The sequence below is a fragment of the Variovorax sp. PBS-H4 genome, from assembly GCF_901827205.1.
In the GTDB taxonomy this organism is placed as follows: Bacteria; Pseudomonadota; Gammaproteobacteria; order Burkholderiales; family Burkholderiaceae_C; genus Variovorax.
On the sequence record NZ_LR594675.1, the window covers coordinates 164,355 to 179,388 of the forward strand.

General features: G+C 64.4%; 18 protein-coding genes. 10 read left to right on the forward strand and 8 right to left on the reverse strand.

Features of this window, described 5'->3' with window-relative positions; all coding sequences use genetic code 11:
- Positions 1 to 12: 12 nt before the first annotated feature.
- On the reverse strand, positions 13 to 303 hold the full coding sequence (locus E5CHR_RS00780; RefSeq protein WP_162577925.1) for a DUF1330 domain-containing protein: 291 nt from the start codon (positions 301 to 303) through the stop codon (positions 13 to 15).
- A 114-nt stretch (positions 304 to 417) separates the two neighbouring features.
- Here E5CHR_RS00780 and E5CHR_RS00785 point away from each other — a divergent pair, with 114 nt between their 5' ends.
- Together E5CHR_RS00785 and E5CHR_RS00790 are read left to right on the forward strand one after the other, a co-directional pair.
- A complete protein-coding gene (locus tag E5CHR_RS00785) occupies positions 418 to 1,233 on the forward strand; it encodes an alpha/beta fold hydrolase (protein WP_162577926.1) in 816 nt (271 codons plus the stop codon).
- A complete protein-coding gene (locus E5CHR_RS00790; protein WP_162577927.1) occupies positions 1,230 to 2,348 on the forward strand; it encodes a PAS domain-containing sensor histidine kinase in 1,119 nt (372 codons plus the stop codon). The genes E5CHR_RS00785 and E5CHR_RS00790 overlap by 4 nt, the downstream gene beginning before the upstream one ends.
- Before the next feature lie 26 nt (positions 2,349 to 2,374).
- Here E5CHR_RS00790 and E5CHR_RS00795 read toward each other — a convergent pair whose 3' ends face one another.
- From E5CHR_RS00795 to E5CHR_RS00805, 3 genes are all read right to left on the reverse strand, one after another.
- Positions 2,375 to 2,650 carry a hypothetical protein gene (locus tag E5CHR_RS00795; protein ID WP_162577928.1) on the reverse strand — a complete coding sequence of 92 codons (276 nt, stop codon included), beginning with the start codon at positions 2,648 to 2,650 and terminating at the stop codon, positions 2,375 to 2,377.
- A gap of 153 nt (positions 2,651 to 2,803) precedes the next feature.
- On the reverse strand, positions 2,804 to 6,184 hold the full coding sequence (ligD, locus tag E5CHR_RS00800; protein WP_162577929.1) for a DNA ligase D: 3,381 nt from the start codon (positions 6,182 to 6,184) through the stop codon (positions 2,804 to 2,806).
- Positions 6,185 to 6,229: 45 nt separating this feature from the next.
- The gene (locus E5CHR_RS00805; protein ID WP_197893826.1) at positions 6,230 to 6,553 is read right to left on the reverse strand and encodes a hypothetical protein; all 324 of its coding nucleotides are present in this window, start codon (positions 6,551 to 6,553) and stop codon (positions 6,230 to 6,232) included.
- Positions 6,554 to 6,700: 147 nt separating this feature from the next.
- On the opposite strand from E5CHR_RS00805, the gene ku reads away from it, so the two are divergent.
- Entirely contained in the window at positions 6,701 to 7,609 is a 909-nt protein-coding gene (gene ku, locus E5CHR_RS00810) for a non-homologous end joining protein Ku (protein ID WP_162577930.1), read from the forward strand.
- Positions 7,610 to 7,656: 47 nt separating this feature from the next.
- Positions 7,657 to 8,103: an NUDIX hydrolase gene (locus E5CHR_RS00815; RefSeq protein ID WP_162577931.1), complete on the forward strand. Its 447-nt coding sequence runs from the start codon at positions 7,657 to 7,659 to the stop codon at positions 8,101 to 8,103.
- A 21-nt stretch (positions 8,104 to 8,124) separates the two neighbouring features.
- Here the strand turns inward: E5CHR_RS00815 and E5CHR_RS00820 are convergent, their stop codons facing one another.
- A complete protein-coding gene (locus E5CHR_RS00820; protein WP_162577932.1) occupies positions 8,125 to 8,439 on the reverse strand; it encodes a hypothetical protein in 315 nt (104 codons plus the stop codon).
- 296 nt (positions 8,440 to 8,735) lie between these two features.
- The gene (locus tag E5CHR_RS00825; RefSeq protein WP_162577933.1) at positions 8,736 to 10,094 is read right to left on the reverse strand and encodes a hypothetical protein; all 1,359 of its coding nucleotides are present in this window, start codon (positions 10,092 to 10,094) and stop codon (positions 8,736 to 8,738) included.
- 165 nt (positions 10,095 to 10,259) lie between these two features.
- On the opposite strand from E5CHR_RS00825, the gene E5CHR_RS00830 reads away from it, so the two are divergent.
- From E5CHR_RS00830 to E5CHR_RS00840, 3 genes are all read left to right on the forward strand, one after another.
- A complete protein-coding gene (locus E5CHR_RS00830) occupies positions 10,260 to 10,592 on the forward strand; it encodes a hypothetical protein (protein ID WP_162577934.1) in 333 nt (110 codons plus the stop codon).
- Positions 10,593 to 10,643: 51 nt separating this feature from the next.
- The gene (locus E5CHR_RS00835) at positions 10,644 to 11,489 is read left to right on the forward strand and encodes a PA4780 family RIO1-like protein kinase (RefSeq protein ID WP_162577935.1); all 846 of its coding nucleotides are present in this window, start codon (positions 10,644 to 10,646) and stop codon (positions 11,487 to 11,489) included.
- Positions 11,490 to 11,574: 85 nt separating this feature from the next.
- Entirely contained in the window at positions 11,575 to 11,751 is a 177-nt protein-coding gene (locus E5CHR_RS00840) for a DUF1328 domain-containing protein (protein WP_162577936.1), read from the forward strand.
- Between the two features lie 128 nt (positions 11,752 to 11,879).
- Here E5CHR_RS00840 and E5CHR_RS00845 read toward each other — a convergent pair whose 3' ends face one another.
- Both E5CHR_RS00845 and E5CHR_RS32095 read right to left on the reverse strand, forming a co-directional pair.
- Positions 11,880 to 12,230 (reverse strand): RNA recognition motif domain-containing protein, encoded by a 351-nt coding sequence (locus E5CHR_RS00845; protein ID WP_162577937.1) that lies wholly within the window; start codon positions 12,228 to 12,230, stop codon positions 11,880 to 11,882.
- Between the two features lie 118 nt (positions 12,231 to 12,348).
- Positions 12,349 to 12,558 (reverse strand): hypothetical protein, encoded by a 210-nt coding sequence (locus tag E5CHR_RS32095; RefSeq protein WP_162577938.1) that lies wholly within the window; start codon positions 12,556 to 12,558, stop codon positions 12,349 to 12,351.
- Positions 12,559 to 12,910: 352 nt separating this feature from the next.
- On the opposite strand from E5CHR_RS32095, the gene E5CHR_RS00850 reads away from it, so the two are divergent.
- The 3 genes from E5CHR_RS00850 (at position 12,911) to E5CHR_RS00860 (ending at position 14,812) form a co-directional block, all read left to right on the forward strand.
- Entirely contained in the window at positions 12,911 to 13,933 is a 1,023-nt protein-coding gene (locus E5CHR_RS00850) for a phosphotransferase enzyme family protein (protein WP_162577939.1), read from the forward strand.
- Positions 13,934 to 14,024: 91 nt separating this feature from the next.
- Positions 14,025 to 14,495 (forward strand): hypothetical protein, encoded by a 471-nt coding sequence (locus E5CHR_RS00855; protein ID WP_162577940.1) that lies wholly within the window; start codon positions 14,025 to 14,027, stop codon positions 14,493 to 14,495.
- 68 nt (positions 14,496 to 14,563) lie between these two features.
- Positions 14,564 to 14,812 carry a DUF1272 domain-containing protein gene (locus E5CHR_RS00860; protein ID WP_162577941.1) on the forward strand — a complete coding sequence of 83 codons (249 nt, stop codon included), beginning with the start codon at positions 14,564 to 14,566 and terminating at the stop codon, positions 14,810 to 14,812.
- The last annotated feature ends 222 nt before the right edge of the window (positions 14,813 to 15,034 follow it).

Here is a 15,034-nt window from a genome sequence, read left to right on the forward strand (position 1 = left end):
GTGCACCGTTGCTCAGGCCCCTTCGATCACCCGCAGGTCCCTTTCTGCACCGTCCCCGAGCGCGGCCAGCGCCGCCTGGTATTCGGGGCTGTCATGCGTGGCGAGTGCCTGCTCGACGCTGTCGAACTCGATCAACACCGTGCGTTCTTGCAGGCCGTGCTCATAGACCTTGGCGGGCACGCCGCGCGCCAGGAAGCGCCCGCCGCCGGCGCTGATCGCCGGGCCGGCGAGTTTCGCGTAGGCGGCAAGTTTGTCGGCGTCCTTGACGGCGCGGTATGCACTCACCCAATAGGCTTTTGCCATGATGGTTCATCTCATTGTTGCTGAGCGGACAATATAGCTGGGGCTTGCTCCTGCTACACGCAGGCGTTCGGCCCGGGGCAGAATGAATCCCTTTCAGATGCTGAAGGGCAGCCCGTGAACATCCAGCAACGCAACAACGTCCATGTCCTCGGCGGGGGAGACCGGACGATGATCTTCGCGCATGGGTTCGGCTGCGACCAGAACATGTGGCGCTTCATGGCGCCCAAGTTCGCCGAACGGTTTCGTGTGGTGATCTTCGACCTCGTCGGCTCAGGCCAGTCCGACCTGCACGCCTACGACAAGGCGAAGTATTCGGACCTGCGAGGGTATGCCGACGATGTCCTGGAGATCGTCAAGGAATTCGGCAACGGCCCGGTGCTGTTCGTCGGCCATTCCGTGAGCGCCATGATCGGCGCGCTGGCGGATCTCAAGGCGCCAGGCACCTTTGCCGCGCACATGATGATCGGTCCGTCGCCGTGCTACATCAACGACGGCGACTATGTCGGCGGCTTCACGCGCGAGGACATCGATTCGCTGCTCGACACGCTGGAGAGCAACTACCTCGGATGGGCCAGCAACATGGCGCCCGCCATCATGGGCGTGCCCGAGCGGCCGGAACTGGCGGCCGAGCTCACCGCCAGCTTCTGCCGCACCGACCCGGACATTGCCAAGCAGTTCGCCCGGGTCACGTTCCTGTCGGACAACCGGCGTGACGTGGCCAGGCTGCACACGCCCACGCTCGTGATCCAGTCGTCCGACGATCTCATCGCACCCCTGGCGGTGGGCGAGTACATGCAGCGCACCTTGCCGAATGCGACCTTGCGCGTGGTGAGCAACACCGGCCATTGCCCTCATCTGAGTGCCCCCGGCGCGAGCTGCGATGCCATGGAGGAGTTCCTCGAGGCGCTGGGTCGACCGCAAAGCCAATGAACGCGGCGCTCCCCGAGCCCGGCGATCTCTTCGACCAGGCGCCCTGCGGGTTGCTGGTCACGGCGCTCGACGGCACCATCCTCAAGGTCAATGGCACCTTCTGCGAATGGGTTGGATTCGCGCGCGAAGAGCTCGTCGGCAGCAAGCGCGTGCAGGACCTGTTCACGATGGGCGGGCGCATCTTCCACCACACCCACTGGGCGCCGACCCTGCAGATGCAGGGCTCGCTGGCCGAGGTGAAGTTCGACGTGCGGCATCGCGGCGGCCAAAGCATCCCGATGATTCTCAACGCGCGCCGGCGCAAGCGCGCGGAAGGCGAGTTCGACGAGATCGCCGCCTTCGTCGCCGAAGATCGCAACCGCTACGAGCGTGAGCTGATGAGCGCGCGCAAGAAGGCAGACGCCTTGCTGGAAAAAGAGCGCGAAGCCCAGCACCTGTTGAGGGACCGAGCGCTCTTTGCGGAGCAGATGGTCGGCATCGTGAGCCACGACCTGCGCAATCCGCTGTCGGCCATCCTGATGGGCATCCAGTTGCTGGGCCGGACCGAAGGCGAGCGGCGCGCTCGCGTGCTGGGCCACGTGCGCAATTCGGCCGAGCGAGCCCAGCGCCTGATCGAGGAACTGCTGGACTTCACCAGGGCGCGCGTCGGCCAGGGGCTGGGCGTGACCCTGGGCACCATCGACCTGCATGAGATCACCGCCCAGGTCATCGGCGAGTTGATGCTCGCCTATCCGGACCGGGTCATCACCCATCTCTTGGCCGGATCAGGGGTGTGCATTGCCGACGCGGACCGGCTTGCGCAGCTCATTGGCAATCTCGTCGGCAATGCGGCCACCTACGGCCGTTCCGGTGCGCCCATCGTCGTGCGCTCGCAGGTGGATGGCGCCGAGGCGACGCTGAGCGTGCACAACGAAGGCGAGCCGATTCCGCCCGCCCTCCTTGCCACGGTGTTCGAGCCGATGGTGCGAGGCGTACCCGAAGGCAGCTCGGCTCGCAACGTCGGCCTCGGCCTCTTCATCGTGAACGAGATCGCAAAGGCCCACCGCGGCGCGATGGATGTGACGTCGTCCTCCGCGGAGGGGACGACGTTCACGCTGCGATTTCCGGCGCGCTAGACCTCGGGGCGCGGCCCGGTCAATCCTTACTTGTCCTTGGCCGGGGTGACTTCAACCTTCGGTACTTCGATCACCTTCTCCTCGGTCTTCACCGTGGGAACGTTGACGGTCTTCTCTTCCTTGGTCACCTTCACGTCGGGCGTCGTCACGTCATATTTTGGAAGCGTCACGTCGCCGGCCTGCTTTTTCTCGACCTCGTACTTGGGCACCGTCACGTTCCCTTCCGCCGTCTTCTTCACGTCGCACGCGGCAAGCGTCACGATGGCGGTGATGGCGACAGCAATGGATGCGATGGCTTTCATGAAAATCTCCGTTTGAGTTGTTGCTCCAGGAGCTTCTACAAAGCGCGATCCCGAAATCGTAAGACCGCACCGTGTCCGGCCGGAGGCGCGTTGGGTCAAACGATGTCATCCCCGCGCACGGCTCAGCGCTTCGACCTCCCACAAGTCGCAGGCTCAGGCCCGTGATTTTTGTTTCGGGACGACGAATCCCAAGGTCTTCATCGCAGCATTCAGCGACTGCCTGGTGGTCCAGTACGCCGACCACGGATCCGCCTTCTGGAACGACAGGTACTCGCGCGCGGTGCCGATCGTCCACTGGCCTCCGCTCTTCAGCCTGGGCAGCTCATCCCAGCTCACCGGCATCGATACACCGAGGCCTGCCCGTGCGCGCGCCGAGAACGCCGCGGCGGTCGTTGCGCCGTGGCCGTTGCGCAGGTAGTCCACGAAGAGCTTGCCCACGCGATTGGAAGCGCCGCTCTTGGCGACGAACCTCGATGGGATGGTCTTGGCCAGATGCTGCACCACCGCTTGCGAGAACGCCTTGACGGTGTCGTAGTCGAAGCGGGGCGCCAACGGCACCACGACGTGCAAGCCCTTGCCACCGCTCGTCTTCAGCCATGACTCGAGCCCGAGCTCCGACAGCAAGGCCCGAACCAGCATCGCTGCTTCCTGCACGTGCTGCCAACCCGTGCCTTCGCCCGGGTCCAGGTCGAAGATCATTCGATCGGGCTTGTCGATGTTCCTGGCGAGCGAGTTCCAGGTGTGGAACTCGATCACGTTCATCTGGGCGCAGGCCACCAGCGCCGGCGCACTGGCCACCTCCAGCAGTTCGGCGTGGCCGGGCCAGAGATGCGCTGGCAAGTTGCGCACGTGGGGAATGGACAGCTTGTCATCGTGCTTCTGGAAAAACAGCTCGCCCGTGATGCCGGTAGGGCCCCGCACCAGCGACACCGGACGGCCCTTCAGGTGCGGCAGCATCCATTCGGCCACGCTTTCGTAGTAGCGCACCAGGTCGACCTTTCGCAGCCCGGTGGAGGGGTCGATCACACGCTCGGGGTTGGTGACCTTCACCCCGGTGCCCTGCGGCACCTTCGAGGCGGTAGGGGCAGCCGCGATGGGCCTCGCGTCTTCGCGCACGATGAGCGCCGCCGGCTTGTCGGTGCGCACGCCGCGAAACACCGGGTGCCGGATGCGGTTGTCCGGCGTCCACTCCGAGAACGCGACCTCGACCACCATGGTGGGCTTGACCCAATGTTCGGAGCCGGCCCCGCGCCGCGACCATCGGCCCGGTTTCACCTCCTCGGGCGCGACGGTGGGCTGGTTGCTCCGCAGCTTGGAAAGCGCCGTCTTCAGGTCGCGCCCCGTGGCCGAGTCCCACCCGGTTCCCACCGAGCCGGCGAACCGCAGGGCCTCGCCGTCGTGATAGCCCAGCAGCAAGCTTCCGACTTCGCGCGCGGCACCGGCGCGGTCGGTGAAACCGACCACCACGAACTCCTGCCTGTGCGTGCACTTCAGCTTGAGCCAGGTTTCCGTGCGTCCCGAGCTGTAAGGCGAGTTCGCGCGCTTGACGATGATGCCTTCCATGCCCATGCGGCAGGCCGCGTCCAGCAGTTGTCCCGGCAGCACGTCGAAGGACTGGCTGAACCGCACGATGCCATCGTCGTGCCGCTCGAACAGCTGCCTGAGCGCCTCTCGCCGGCTGGCCAGCGGCACATCGCGCAAGTCCATGCCGCCGAGAAAGGGCACGTCGAACACGAACATCTCGATCTCGTTGGTGCGGGCGTTGTCGATGGCATTCTGAAGCCGGTTGAAGTCGGGCACCCCCGCCTCATTCAGCACCACGATCTCTCCATCGAGCCAGGCGCTGTCCAGGCCGAGGTCCGCAACGGCCGCTGCAACGGACTCGAGCTTGCCGGTCCAGTCGTGGCCATTGCGGGTCAACAGCCGGACGTCGCCTTTGTCGATGCGTGCGAGAAGGCGGTAGCCGTCGAACTTGCTTTCGACGATCCAGTCGCCCTGCGGCACGGACGAGACCAAGGTCGCGAGCTGGGGCTGCAGCTTGGCGGGCAACGGCGCCCGCCTGGCCTGGCGCAGGTCGGCTGTGTCGGCGCGTGGCCGCGAGACGGCTGCGCCGCGCGGTTCGCGCTCCTCGACCAGGCCCAGCGGGTGCGCGACGACGCTGTCGGGCAGGGCGGCGATGACGTCGTACTCCGTGCTGGGCCGGGCCCACGCGTCGCCCCGCTTCTTCAGCAGCAGCCACTGATCCTGCTTCTTCTCCCCGGGCTTGGAGATGCGCACGAGCTCCCACAGCCCGGCGAGCTTCTGCCCATGCAGCTTGAAGATGAGCTTGCCCTTGGCGAGCCCTTCGCGCGGGTCGCCGACCGGTTCCCAGGTGCCTCGGTCCCACACGATGACCGACCCCCCGCCGTACTCGCCCTTGGGGATCTCACCCTCGAAGGTGTTGTAGTCGATCGGGTGGTCTTCGACGTGGATGGCCATCTGCTTGATCGCCGGGTCGTACGACGGCCCCTTGGGAACGGCCCAGGACACCATGACGCCGTCGAGCTCCAGGCGCACGTCGTAGTGCAAGCGCGAGGCCCAATGCTTCTGGATGACGAAGACGGGTGGACTTCCGGCCTTTGCCTTGCTTCGTCGTACCGGAGTACCGGCCGGCTCCGCGGTCTTGGAGAAATCGCGCTTGGCGTTGTAGCGCGTGAGCCCCGGGGCCTCCTCTGTTTTCCTGGGCGCAGGCTTGCTGGCTTTGCTGGCAGCGGTGCGCGTCGGCCTTGCGGAGCGCAGCTCCGCCCACACGGGCGCGTGGTCACTGGCGTTCTCGCGTCCGCGTTCCTCCCGGTCCACGCCCGCATCCACGACCTTCAACGATTGGCCGACCAGGATGTGGTCGATGCGCAGCCCCGCATCGCGCTCCCATCGCTTGCGACGATAGTCCCAGAAGGTGAAGAGCTTCTCCTTCGGGTGAGCAGCCTGGAGTGCATCGGTCCACCCCTGCGCCAGGATCGTGGCAAAGGCCTCGCGCGGCTCGGGCTGCAGCAATGCGTTGTCGCGCCAGGTGTCGGGCTTGTAGATGTCGGCGTCGGTGGGGACGACATTCCAGTCGCCCAGCAGCACGACCGGCTGTCCGGACGCCCAGAGTTCCTCGGCGCGTCGGCGCATGCGTTCGAACCAGCGCAGCTTGTAGTCGAACTTGGGTCCGGGCTGGGGATTTCCGTTGGGCAGGTACAAGCAGCCGAACAGCACCCCGCTGATCGCGGCCTCGACATAGCGGGCCTCCTTGTCCTTCGAATCGCCCGGCAGTGCCGTGGCGACCGGCAGGGGCTCATGTCCTCGGGCGAGAAGGGCGACGCCGTTCCAGCTGCGTTGACCGACGGCCAGGCATTCGTAGCCGAGCGACCGGAGCCGCGCGGCGGGGAAGTCGGCCGTCGGAGTCTTCAGCTCCTGCAGCGCCACAACGTCTGGCTGGCTGCGCTCGAGCCAGTCGCACAGCAGGTCCAGCCGCTTGACGACGTTGTTGATATTCCAGCTTGCAATCCGCACGGCGTTCAGTCTTTCACGCGTCGGCAGCCACGGCCGCAGCGGCCATCACTGCGCAGGTCCGAATCCGAAGTACCGCTTTCCGGGTGCGGCCTGTTTCGAAGGGGCGGCGCGCTTGGCCTGCCGATGGTCGCTCTCGCCGGCATCGCTTCGGGCGGGCGCGTCGGATTCACGCGGCCCGGCGTCGAGGTCGTCCACCAGACCTTGCAGCGCCAGCAATCCATCGGCCATGGCGGTCTTGTAGCTCGGCACCGGCGAGTCGGATCGGTCCAGCTGGCGCCAGCTGTCGCCCTCGAGCTCGGCCAGGACCCACGCGAAGCGGCCCGCTTTCGGCTCCTCGACATAGACCGCGATGTGGCGCAGGCTTGGCATAGCCCGTAGGGTAGCCGTTCCGCCATGGGATCCCGCTCGAAAGCGCAGCCCCCCTACGGCCCGGTGCTGCGCACGCCTACGCTGCTTTGGGCCCGGTGGACGCAGGCTGCGCGCTGCGGGGTTGTCCCGCCGCAAGGAAGTCGAGGCATGGCAACAGGTAGTCGAACGCTCTGGAAGGGGGCCATCACCTTTGGGCTCGTCCATATTCCCGTCGGTCTTCACACGGCAGCGACCGAAGAAGGCGTGGACTTCGACTGGCTCGACAAGCGATCGATGGACCGTGTCGGCTACAAGCGCATCAACAAGCGGACCGGCAAGGAAATCAGCAAGGAAAACATCGTCAAGGGCGTTGAATACGAGGACGGCAAGTACGTCATCATCAGCCCCGAGGAAATCGAGGCGGTCTTCCCCAAGACGACCCAGACCATCCAGATCGAGCGCTTCATCGATGCCGCCGAAATGCCCTTCATCTTCCTGGAGCGGCCCTACTACGTGGCACCCATCGACAAGAGCGACAAGGTCTATGCGCTCTTGCGCGAGGCGCTCGTCGACAGCGGAAAGATTGCCCTTGCCAAGGTCGTGATTGCCACCAAGCAGCATCTCGCTGCGCTGGTGCCCTCCGGCGCCGCCCTCGTCTTGAACCTGCTGCGCTGGGGTGACGAAGTCAAGGCGCTGGACTCGCTGGACCTGCCGCCTGCCGGGCGAAAGAACGTCAGCGCTGCCGAGATGAAGATGGCCAAGCAGCTGATCACCGAGATGTCGGGCAAATGGGACCCGGAAGACTTCAAGGACGAGTTCCGCCACCAGGTCATGAAGCTGGTCGAAAAGAAGGCGAAGGCCGGCAAGACCGAAACCGTCATCGAGCCCGAAGAGCAAGCGCCTGAAAGCTCCAACGTCATCGACCTCACCGAGCTGCTGCAGAGGAGCTTGAAGGGGGGCTCGAAGTCCCATGGCAAGGCCGCGAGCAAGCCTGCTGCCAAGACGGCTCCCGCGAAGAAGGCCAAGGCCCGGCGCACGGCAGCGAAGAAGAGCACGCCCGAGCGCAAGGCCGCGTAGCTCGATTCGCGTCTCCGAGGCGCCGCGGTGCAAGCGATGATGCGCGTATGAAAACCACTTCCTACGGCGTTCTCATCCTGAATGAGCATGGCCAGCTGCTCCTCGCCCATGCCACCGGGCAGAGACACTGGGACATCCCGAAAGGCGGTGCCGAGGAAGGCGAGTCACCGCGAGAGGCGGCCATTCGCGAGGTCCAGGAGGAAACCGGCATCGACCTGACGACCGCCGACATGGAGGAGTTGGGCCTGATGGCGTATCACTCCCGCAAGGACCTGCACCTGTTCAAGGCGTTGGTCCATACCGGCCGGTGCGACATCACCGCGTGCAAGTGCGTGAGCTTTTTCCCCCACCACCTTTCGGGTGCTATGACGCCCGAGGTCGACCAGTTCAGGTGGGTCGACCTCGCGGACGTCCCGAAGTTTGCGGCCAAGTCCATGACCGCATTGCTCCGGACGCTCCCCGGCTTTGAAGCGGTGCCTGCACGCGAGAGCTGAAGGCGTTCGCAGGCGGCAGGTTCACGCCGCCTCGGCTCGCACGTGGGTCCGGCCCGAATGCCCCGGCTCGTAGAGCGTCCCCTGCGGCCGGTTCGGGTCTTCCCAACGCTGCTGGCGGTCGATCTGCTTGGCGGACATCCTGTGGGCCAACGAAGGCAGCACTTTCGACATCGCGGTGTTCAGCACCGACATCGTCCCCACCTTGACGTCGCGCCCCCAATCGGTCGCGGCCTTGAGGATCGCCTTCGCCACGTCCTTGGGATCGATCATGGGCGTGGGCAGCTTCGGCTCCTGGTCCATGTAGTTCTTCGCGTGCTCCGGGTACGGCGTGTTCACTGCCGTCGGCTGGATGAGCACATGTGCACCGGAGCCTGGTCCACGTCCTCGACCTCGATTCGCAGCGCATCGGTGAAGCCCTTCACTGCGTGCTTCGTCCGCCACGTCCGCGGCTGCGACCGCGGCACGTCCGCCCTTGGCCTACCTCGTGGAGACGAAGCCCCGGCGCCGGGCAAGGCAGCCATCTGAATCCGGTGGACTCGCGCGTGGCGGAGCTCCGCGCTCGTGTTGAATCACGGGGTTCGAGCTACAGCGTCTTCTGCCTGAAGGTCTACATCCTGCGCCTGCGGCACCAACTATTCCTGAGGCGCCCACACCGCGCTAACAATTTTGAGTTCTCCGTTGCGCTCTTGCGCTGCCAGGACAAGTCGATCTCTCGGATAGTGCGGAAAGCGCGCGACCGCAATGTACTTATCCTTGCTGTTTGAAGGTTGGACCGAGAAAACGTACGAACGAAAGTCCTTGCGAATCAATTCCCCGAGCCCCGGACCACGTCGCGAAGCGGTGCGCATGTATTCAACGACGGCTTGGGAAGCCGCGCCGCATGAGAGCTTCTCATCGGCATTCCGCAGCGCGATGGCCGCCTCGCACAAATTCAAGGGCGTCTGGCCGCCGCGCCCGTCGTAGAACGCCTCTCCGACAATCGCCGAAAAGCTGGCGGCAAGCAGCGGTTCGCAGGAACCTGCCACGTGCAGTGACTTGGCCAGCGCAACGGCTGCCAACTCCAGATCCATCATTTCCCTGACGCCTCTATCATCGCGCCCGACCATCTTGTCGAGGAAGCGCTTGAAGAACGCGCTGACCAGCGTGGACGCCAATGATGGGGTGCTGTCGAAAGCCAAAACGGTGCTCTGCCACCGATTGAAGATGGCCGTTAAGTCGACGTACGACTGACAGCTCTTGCTGGATGGATCTGCGCAGGTCGGAAGGCTTGATCCCTGCAGGAAGCTTGTGTCCCGAATTTTTTGTTCAAGGAACCAAGTCGTCTTGTCATTAATCGACCTCGCGCGAGCGAACGACATCACAGCAGGTGTCAGATCTTCCCATCGAGCGCCCTTCCTGGTGCTGGCCCTCGTCAGCGCTTCGAAGGTGCTTTGTGCCATCGGAAGTAAGTCGCGGTCGGCCCATTTGTACGTCAGATCCGCCAGATGACAAGTCCAACCGCCGCGAGAGACTGCATGGCCCCAGCCCAACTGATCCGAACAGGGCTCCGGCGTATCGGGTATGCCTTGATGCGACCAACTGTCCTGCAGGGCGTGAAGATAGGCTCCCAGATCTTGGAACTGGCTGCGTTGAATTGGGCGGGCATGAGGCGTTCGAATGCCTCCGTCCCACACTTTACCGGGGACAACATGCCTGTCTGCAGGGGGTGCCGGCGGGGACACTTCGGCTGGAAAATGATTCCTGCGGACGCCAGCCGCACCGGTGTCGCTGCTTGCGACGCATGAAGAGAGCATGGTCTGCACAACAGGGTTGGTGAACGGGCTCTCATCGACCGACTCGTCGCCCTTGGCAATCCAGCCTGCCTCTTCAGGGGTGAAGCCCGCCTTGAGCGCCAGCCATTGGGTCAACCCGTAGTGGACGTCCGACTCCCAGCTCCACGCTGGAAGGACGGCACAGTACAGTAGTGTTGCCACGATGCATTTGTTGAACACGGGGTTCCTCCTCGCTGGCAATGAACCGAATCGGTATCCCTCGAACCTGCATGGTTGCACGACTCCCATGTGGCGTCCAGCCTTGCCTTGTGGGCAGAGCGACTTGGGAACTTTTCGACCCTGGGGCATCCTCCAGGGATGCCACTCCAATACCTGCTCTTCGAGATGACCGACGAGGACACCGGCGCGTGCAGCTTCGACGCGATGGCCTCCGTCCTTGCCGATCGCTTGCCGGCCTTGATCCATGAGGTCGAAACCGTGCTCGGCTGGGCCTGTCGCGACTTCGGACCCCCGGCGTCGGTCGAAGAAAACAGCGAGTGGGACTTCGAGTTGCAGGCAGTGGCCGAGCCGGATGCCCCGCTTGAAATCGCCTACGACCGCGAGCGCGCCACAGTGTCCATGCCGCGCGCGTCCGGGCGGGTGACCCTTGCGCTTACCCTGACCGGCTCCCGCGCCTTTGCCGCGGCTTTCACGGACGCTTTCCCTGATCCGGATTGACCGGACCCTCTCCAAACCGCCCGGCCCACCGGCAGGCAGGCAGAATGGGCCATGAAAGCACCCCCTCGACTACAGACGCTGATCGACGAAGGATTGATCGACAGCGTGGTCCGCCAGCTCATGAGCGGCAAGGAAGCGATGGTCTACGTCGTGCGCTGCGGGGACCAGACGCGCTGCGCCAAGATCTACAAGGAAGCGACCCAGCGCAGTTTCCGCCAGGCCGTCGACTACACCGAAAACCGCAAGGTCAAGAACACGCGCCTTCAGCGAGCGATGGCCAAGGGCACCAGGTTCGGCCGGCAGGCCACCGAAGCCGCCTGGCAGAGCGCCGAGGTCGATGCGCTCTACAGGCTCGCAGCGGCGGGCGTGCGCGTGCCGGAGCCCTACAACTTTGCCGACGGCGTGTTGCTGATGGAACTGGTCACCGACGAGCACGGCGATGCCGCACCGCGCCTCAACGACGTCGTGTTCACGCCAGAGGACGCGCGGCTGCATCACGCAACGCTGCTGGTAGAAGTCATCCGCATGCTGTGTGCGGGCGTCGTGCACGGCGATCTTTCGGAGTTCAACGTGCTGCTCGCCGCCGACGGCCCCGTCATCATCGACTTGCCGCAGGCGGTCGATGCCGCGGGCAACAACCATGCGCGGCGCATGCTGATGCGCGACGTGGGGAACCTTGCCGGCTTTTTCGGGCAGTTCGCGCCCGAGCTGCGCTCCACCCGGTACGGCGAGGAAATATGGAACCTCTACGAGCGTGGCGAACTTCACACGGGCTCGACGCTCACGGGCAGCTTCGCACGCCCGAGCGGGCCGGTCGACCTGGGCGGGGTGCTGCGCGAGGTGGACGATGCGCGCGCCGAAGAGGCGGCACGGCGTATCCGCATGGCGGTGCGCTGATGCTCGCTGACGCTGCCGCGAGCATCAGCCCTACTCGGGCCTGCCGAGCCTTGCGAACAATACAAGGCTCCAACAAGGAGACCTCATGCTGAAGTGGGCCATCATCTTCGCCATCGTTTCGGTCGTCGCCGGTGTCTTCGGATTTACCGGAGTCAGCGCTGGTGCGGCAAAGATCGCGAAGATCCTGTTCGTCATCTTCCTGATCGTGGCCATCGTGTTCGTGGCGTTGGCGGTCTTTGGTATCGGCGCCATCGCGACGTAAGCTGCCTGGCTCGCCGCACGGACCCGCGGACGAAGCGGGAAGCGCGAGGCCGCTCCTCGACATTTCAGTTCGAACGGACGAAAAAAAACCGGCTCAGGAGAGCCGGTCTTCAGAGGTCGTTGCCGGGCTCAGTAACGACCACCGCCGTAGCCGCCATTGCCATAGCCGACGTCCGTGCGTCTGGCCGCCGTGTAACCAGCCGCGCTGTAGCCACCCGAGCCGCTGCCCTCTTCGCGAGGGCGGGCCAGGTTCACGACGATCGAGCGTCCATCGACGGACATGCCGTTCAGGCCGTTGATGGCGGCCTGGGCGACATCCGCAGACGCCATTTCCACGAACCCGAAGCCCTTGGAGCGGCCGGTTTCACGGTCCATCATGACCTTGGCCGAAGAGACGCTGCCAAACTCGGCAAAGTTGCTTTTCAAGCTGGCATCGGTCACGGAATAGGGCAGGTTGCCCACGTAGAGTTTGGTGCTCATGGAAAGAGCCTTTCTGAATGAAGGTGCGCAACGGATGTCGTGCCGTCGGAACACGGCTGTGCGGATCGGGAGTCCGCAGCAACTGGCAAGGGTGAATGGGCTCTGCGGGCGCAGATCATCAGCACGTGGGGGGATGCTGCATGCACGTTTGCAGCCAGCCTTGGGTGACTGCAAAAAGCCGGGCGGCTTCGCGCGAGGTAAATGCTTTATCGAAACGGAATACCCGGCAGTAGCTGCCGTTACCCTTGGAGCGATGGACCGAGAAGGAGGCGCGAAAGCGGCCGCAGTCGGTCTGATGTGTCGTGGGCGAAACGACGTACTTGCCCATGGAAATGGCGATATTGGAAATTTAGTTCATTCAGGATCGCAGGCTTGAATCAACCTGCTGAGCCATCTAGGAGCTTGCCTGGCTGCAGCTCTACAGCACAAACAAGGCGACAAAGGTCGCAAGGCGCGGGCCCATGGGGCAGATTGCACCTTTGAGCAGCGTTGAGGTGACTGACGAAATGGCACAGCACCGCAACAAGTTATATTGTATCACCGACCTCTTTCGGGAGCCGTCTCACGCCGCCGAATCAACGGGCGCAGTGAACTCGGCCCCGAAGTTTTCGTTGGCGGGGCGTCGGCGGAGCCGAAGGCGTGTGCGCAGCTTTGAGTGAGGAAGGTTCGACGAACAAGCTATGCCCCATCACCAGCCACACGACCCATATCTCGTACCCACCCACACGACCGCGGCCACGTCCTCCATCTCACACTGGGTAAAGGAGCACCATGGCATTCCGGTGCACCAGTGCCACCTGATTCGCCGCGGCCTGAACGACAACTACGCGCTGCGTTCGGCCGACGGAACCCGCTACGTCGCGCGTCTGTACTCGATTCGGCCGCGCGGCGGCTTCAACATCCATTTTGAAGTCTCGCTGCTGTCGCACTTGGAAGCCAAAGGTGTGGGCGTTGCCGCGCCAGTGCCGGCGACGGATGGGCGCGCCTACATCCCACTGCAGTTCCCCGAAGGGGCGCGTGCCCTGGTCCTGTTCGGGTATGCCGAAGGCGCGGTTCCCGATACCCTTGAAGAGCTCGAACTCACTGGCCGCACGCTGGCCCGCATCCACGAGGCGGCACGCGACTACGCCGGCCCGCCAAGTCGATACACGCTGGACGGCCACCACTTGGCCGGCCGGACTTTGGGTTACCTCCAGGCGTACCCGGAGCTGAGCGCGGAGTTGCTGGAAACGTACCGCCGCCTGGTACAGGGCCTCCTTGAAGAACTGGCCGCGGCCGAGGCCGGGCTGACGCGCGTCGTCTGCCACGGCGACACGCACGGCTTCAACAACCATGTGAACACGGACGCGACCGGCACCAGGAAGACCGTGTTCTTCGACTTCGACGATGCAGGCCCGGGCTTCCTGGCGTACGACCTGAGCGTGCTGCCCTGGTCGCATCTGTTCCGCAAGAGCCTCAAGGAACCTGACGATGTGCTGCGCGAGCGGTGGACGCACTACCTTCGCGGGTACCGCGCCGTCGGCCAGGTGAGCGATAGTGACATGGCAGCATTGCCGCTGTTCCTGCAGCTTCGGCATCTGTGGAACCTTGGCGAGGCAGCCGGGCGGCTGCATCACTGGGGGACGAATTCAGTGCCTGTGGATTGGCTGCAAAAACAGGTGGAGGTGTTTGCGGCGTGGAAAGGACTGGACCTGCGCGCGTGACTGTGTCGCGTTGGCTCGGCCGCACTCTGCCAGACATCCCGTCCCTTAAGCTTCGCAGTGCGCACGGGCCCTTCCATCTTTTGACCCACCCATGACAGAACAGACCACATTTATTCAGGAAGCCACCTGCTGGAGCGACGAGCGCTGGACGGCGCGCGTGATCAAGAACGAAGACGATGACGGTTGGGCTGTCTCGATGACGCGCCAAGGCGATTCCGAGCCGGCGCTGGTTGGGCCCTGGACCATGGGCCGCGACAAGAAGAATCCCAAGCCGCTCGATGCGCCGGCCTTCCATACGCTGGTCAAGACGGCCGCCGAGGTGCTGCGACGGCACGAGCAGCAGCTGCATGCCCAACTCAACAAGAGCGTCAGCGTCGGCACCGGATCGAAGCGCATCCGCGTCTCGCTGCAGATCGTGCCGGACGAGGACAACCCGCATGCCCTGCTGCGCGCGCACGACGAGCTCGGTGCTCAACTGGGCGAGGTGCGAGTGGCTCCAGGCCTCAAGCTCAACGCAGACAGTGCGGCGGTTTGGATCGAGGGCGGCTTTCAGAAGCCATGAACTCTCGATTGCGCCTAGGAATTTCCTTTTCTGGCCCGCTCGGGACCAGGCCAACTGAGGACTTCGCCATGCTCCAGATGCGCCCAGGGTGCGAATGCTGTGACCGAGATCTGCCGCCCGACTCGTCCGATGCTCGAATCTGCACCTTCGAGTGCACGTTCTGTAGCGACTGCGCCGGCGGTCGTCTTGCCGGGACATGTCCGAACTGCGGCGGGGAGCTACTGCCTCGCCCAAGGCGACCAGCCGACAAGCTCGCGAAGTACCCGCCTTCAACCACGCGCGTTTTCAAACCCGAGGGGTGTATGCCCGCGCCTTGAGGTTCCGGCCTCTGCGACAGGTTCCGCAGCGGCGGACGCTCGACATGGCGCGCTCGTCGGCGTACGACGCCAGTCGTGCTTCCCGCCAGTTCCGGAGCGCATACTTGAGGCATCTACACCCTGCGCGATGCGCAGCGGTCCAGGTCAACTGGAGATCGCGATGGACAGATCGGCATCGCCGCAGCATTTTCCCCCGAGCATGCAGAGCCACCGTGTGCGGAT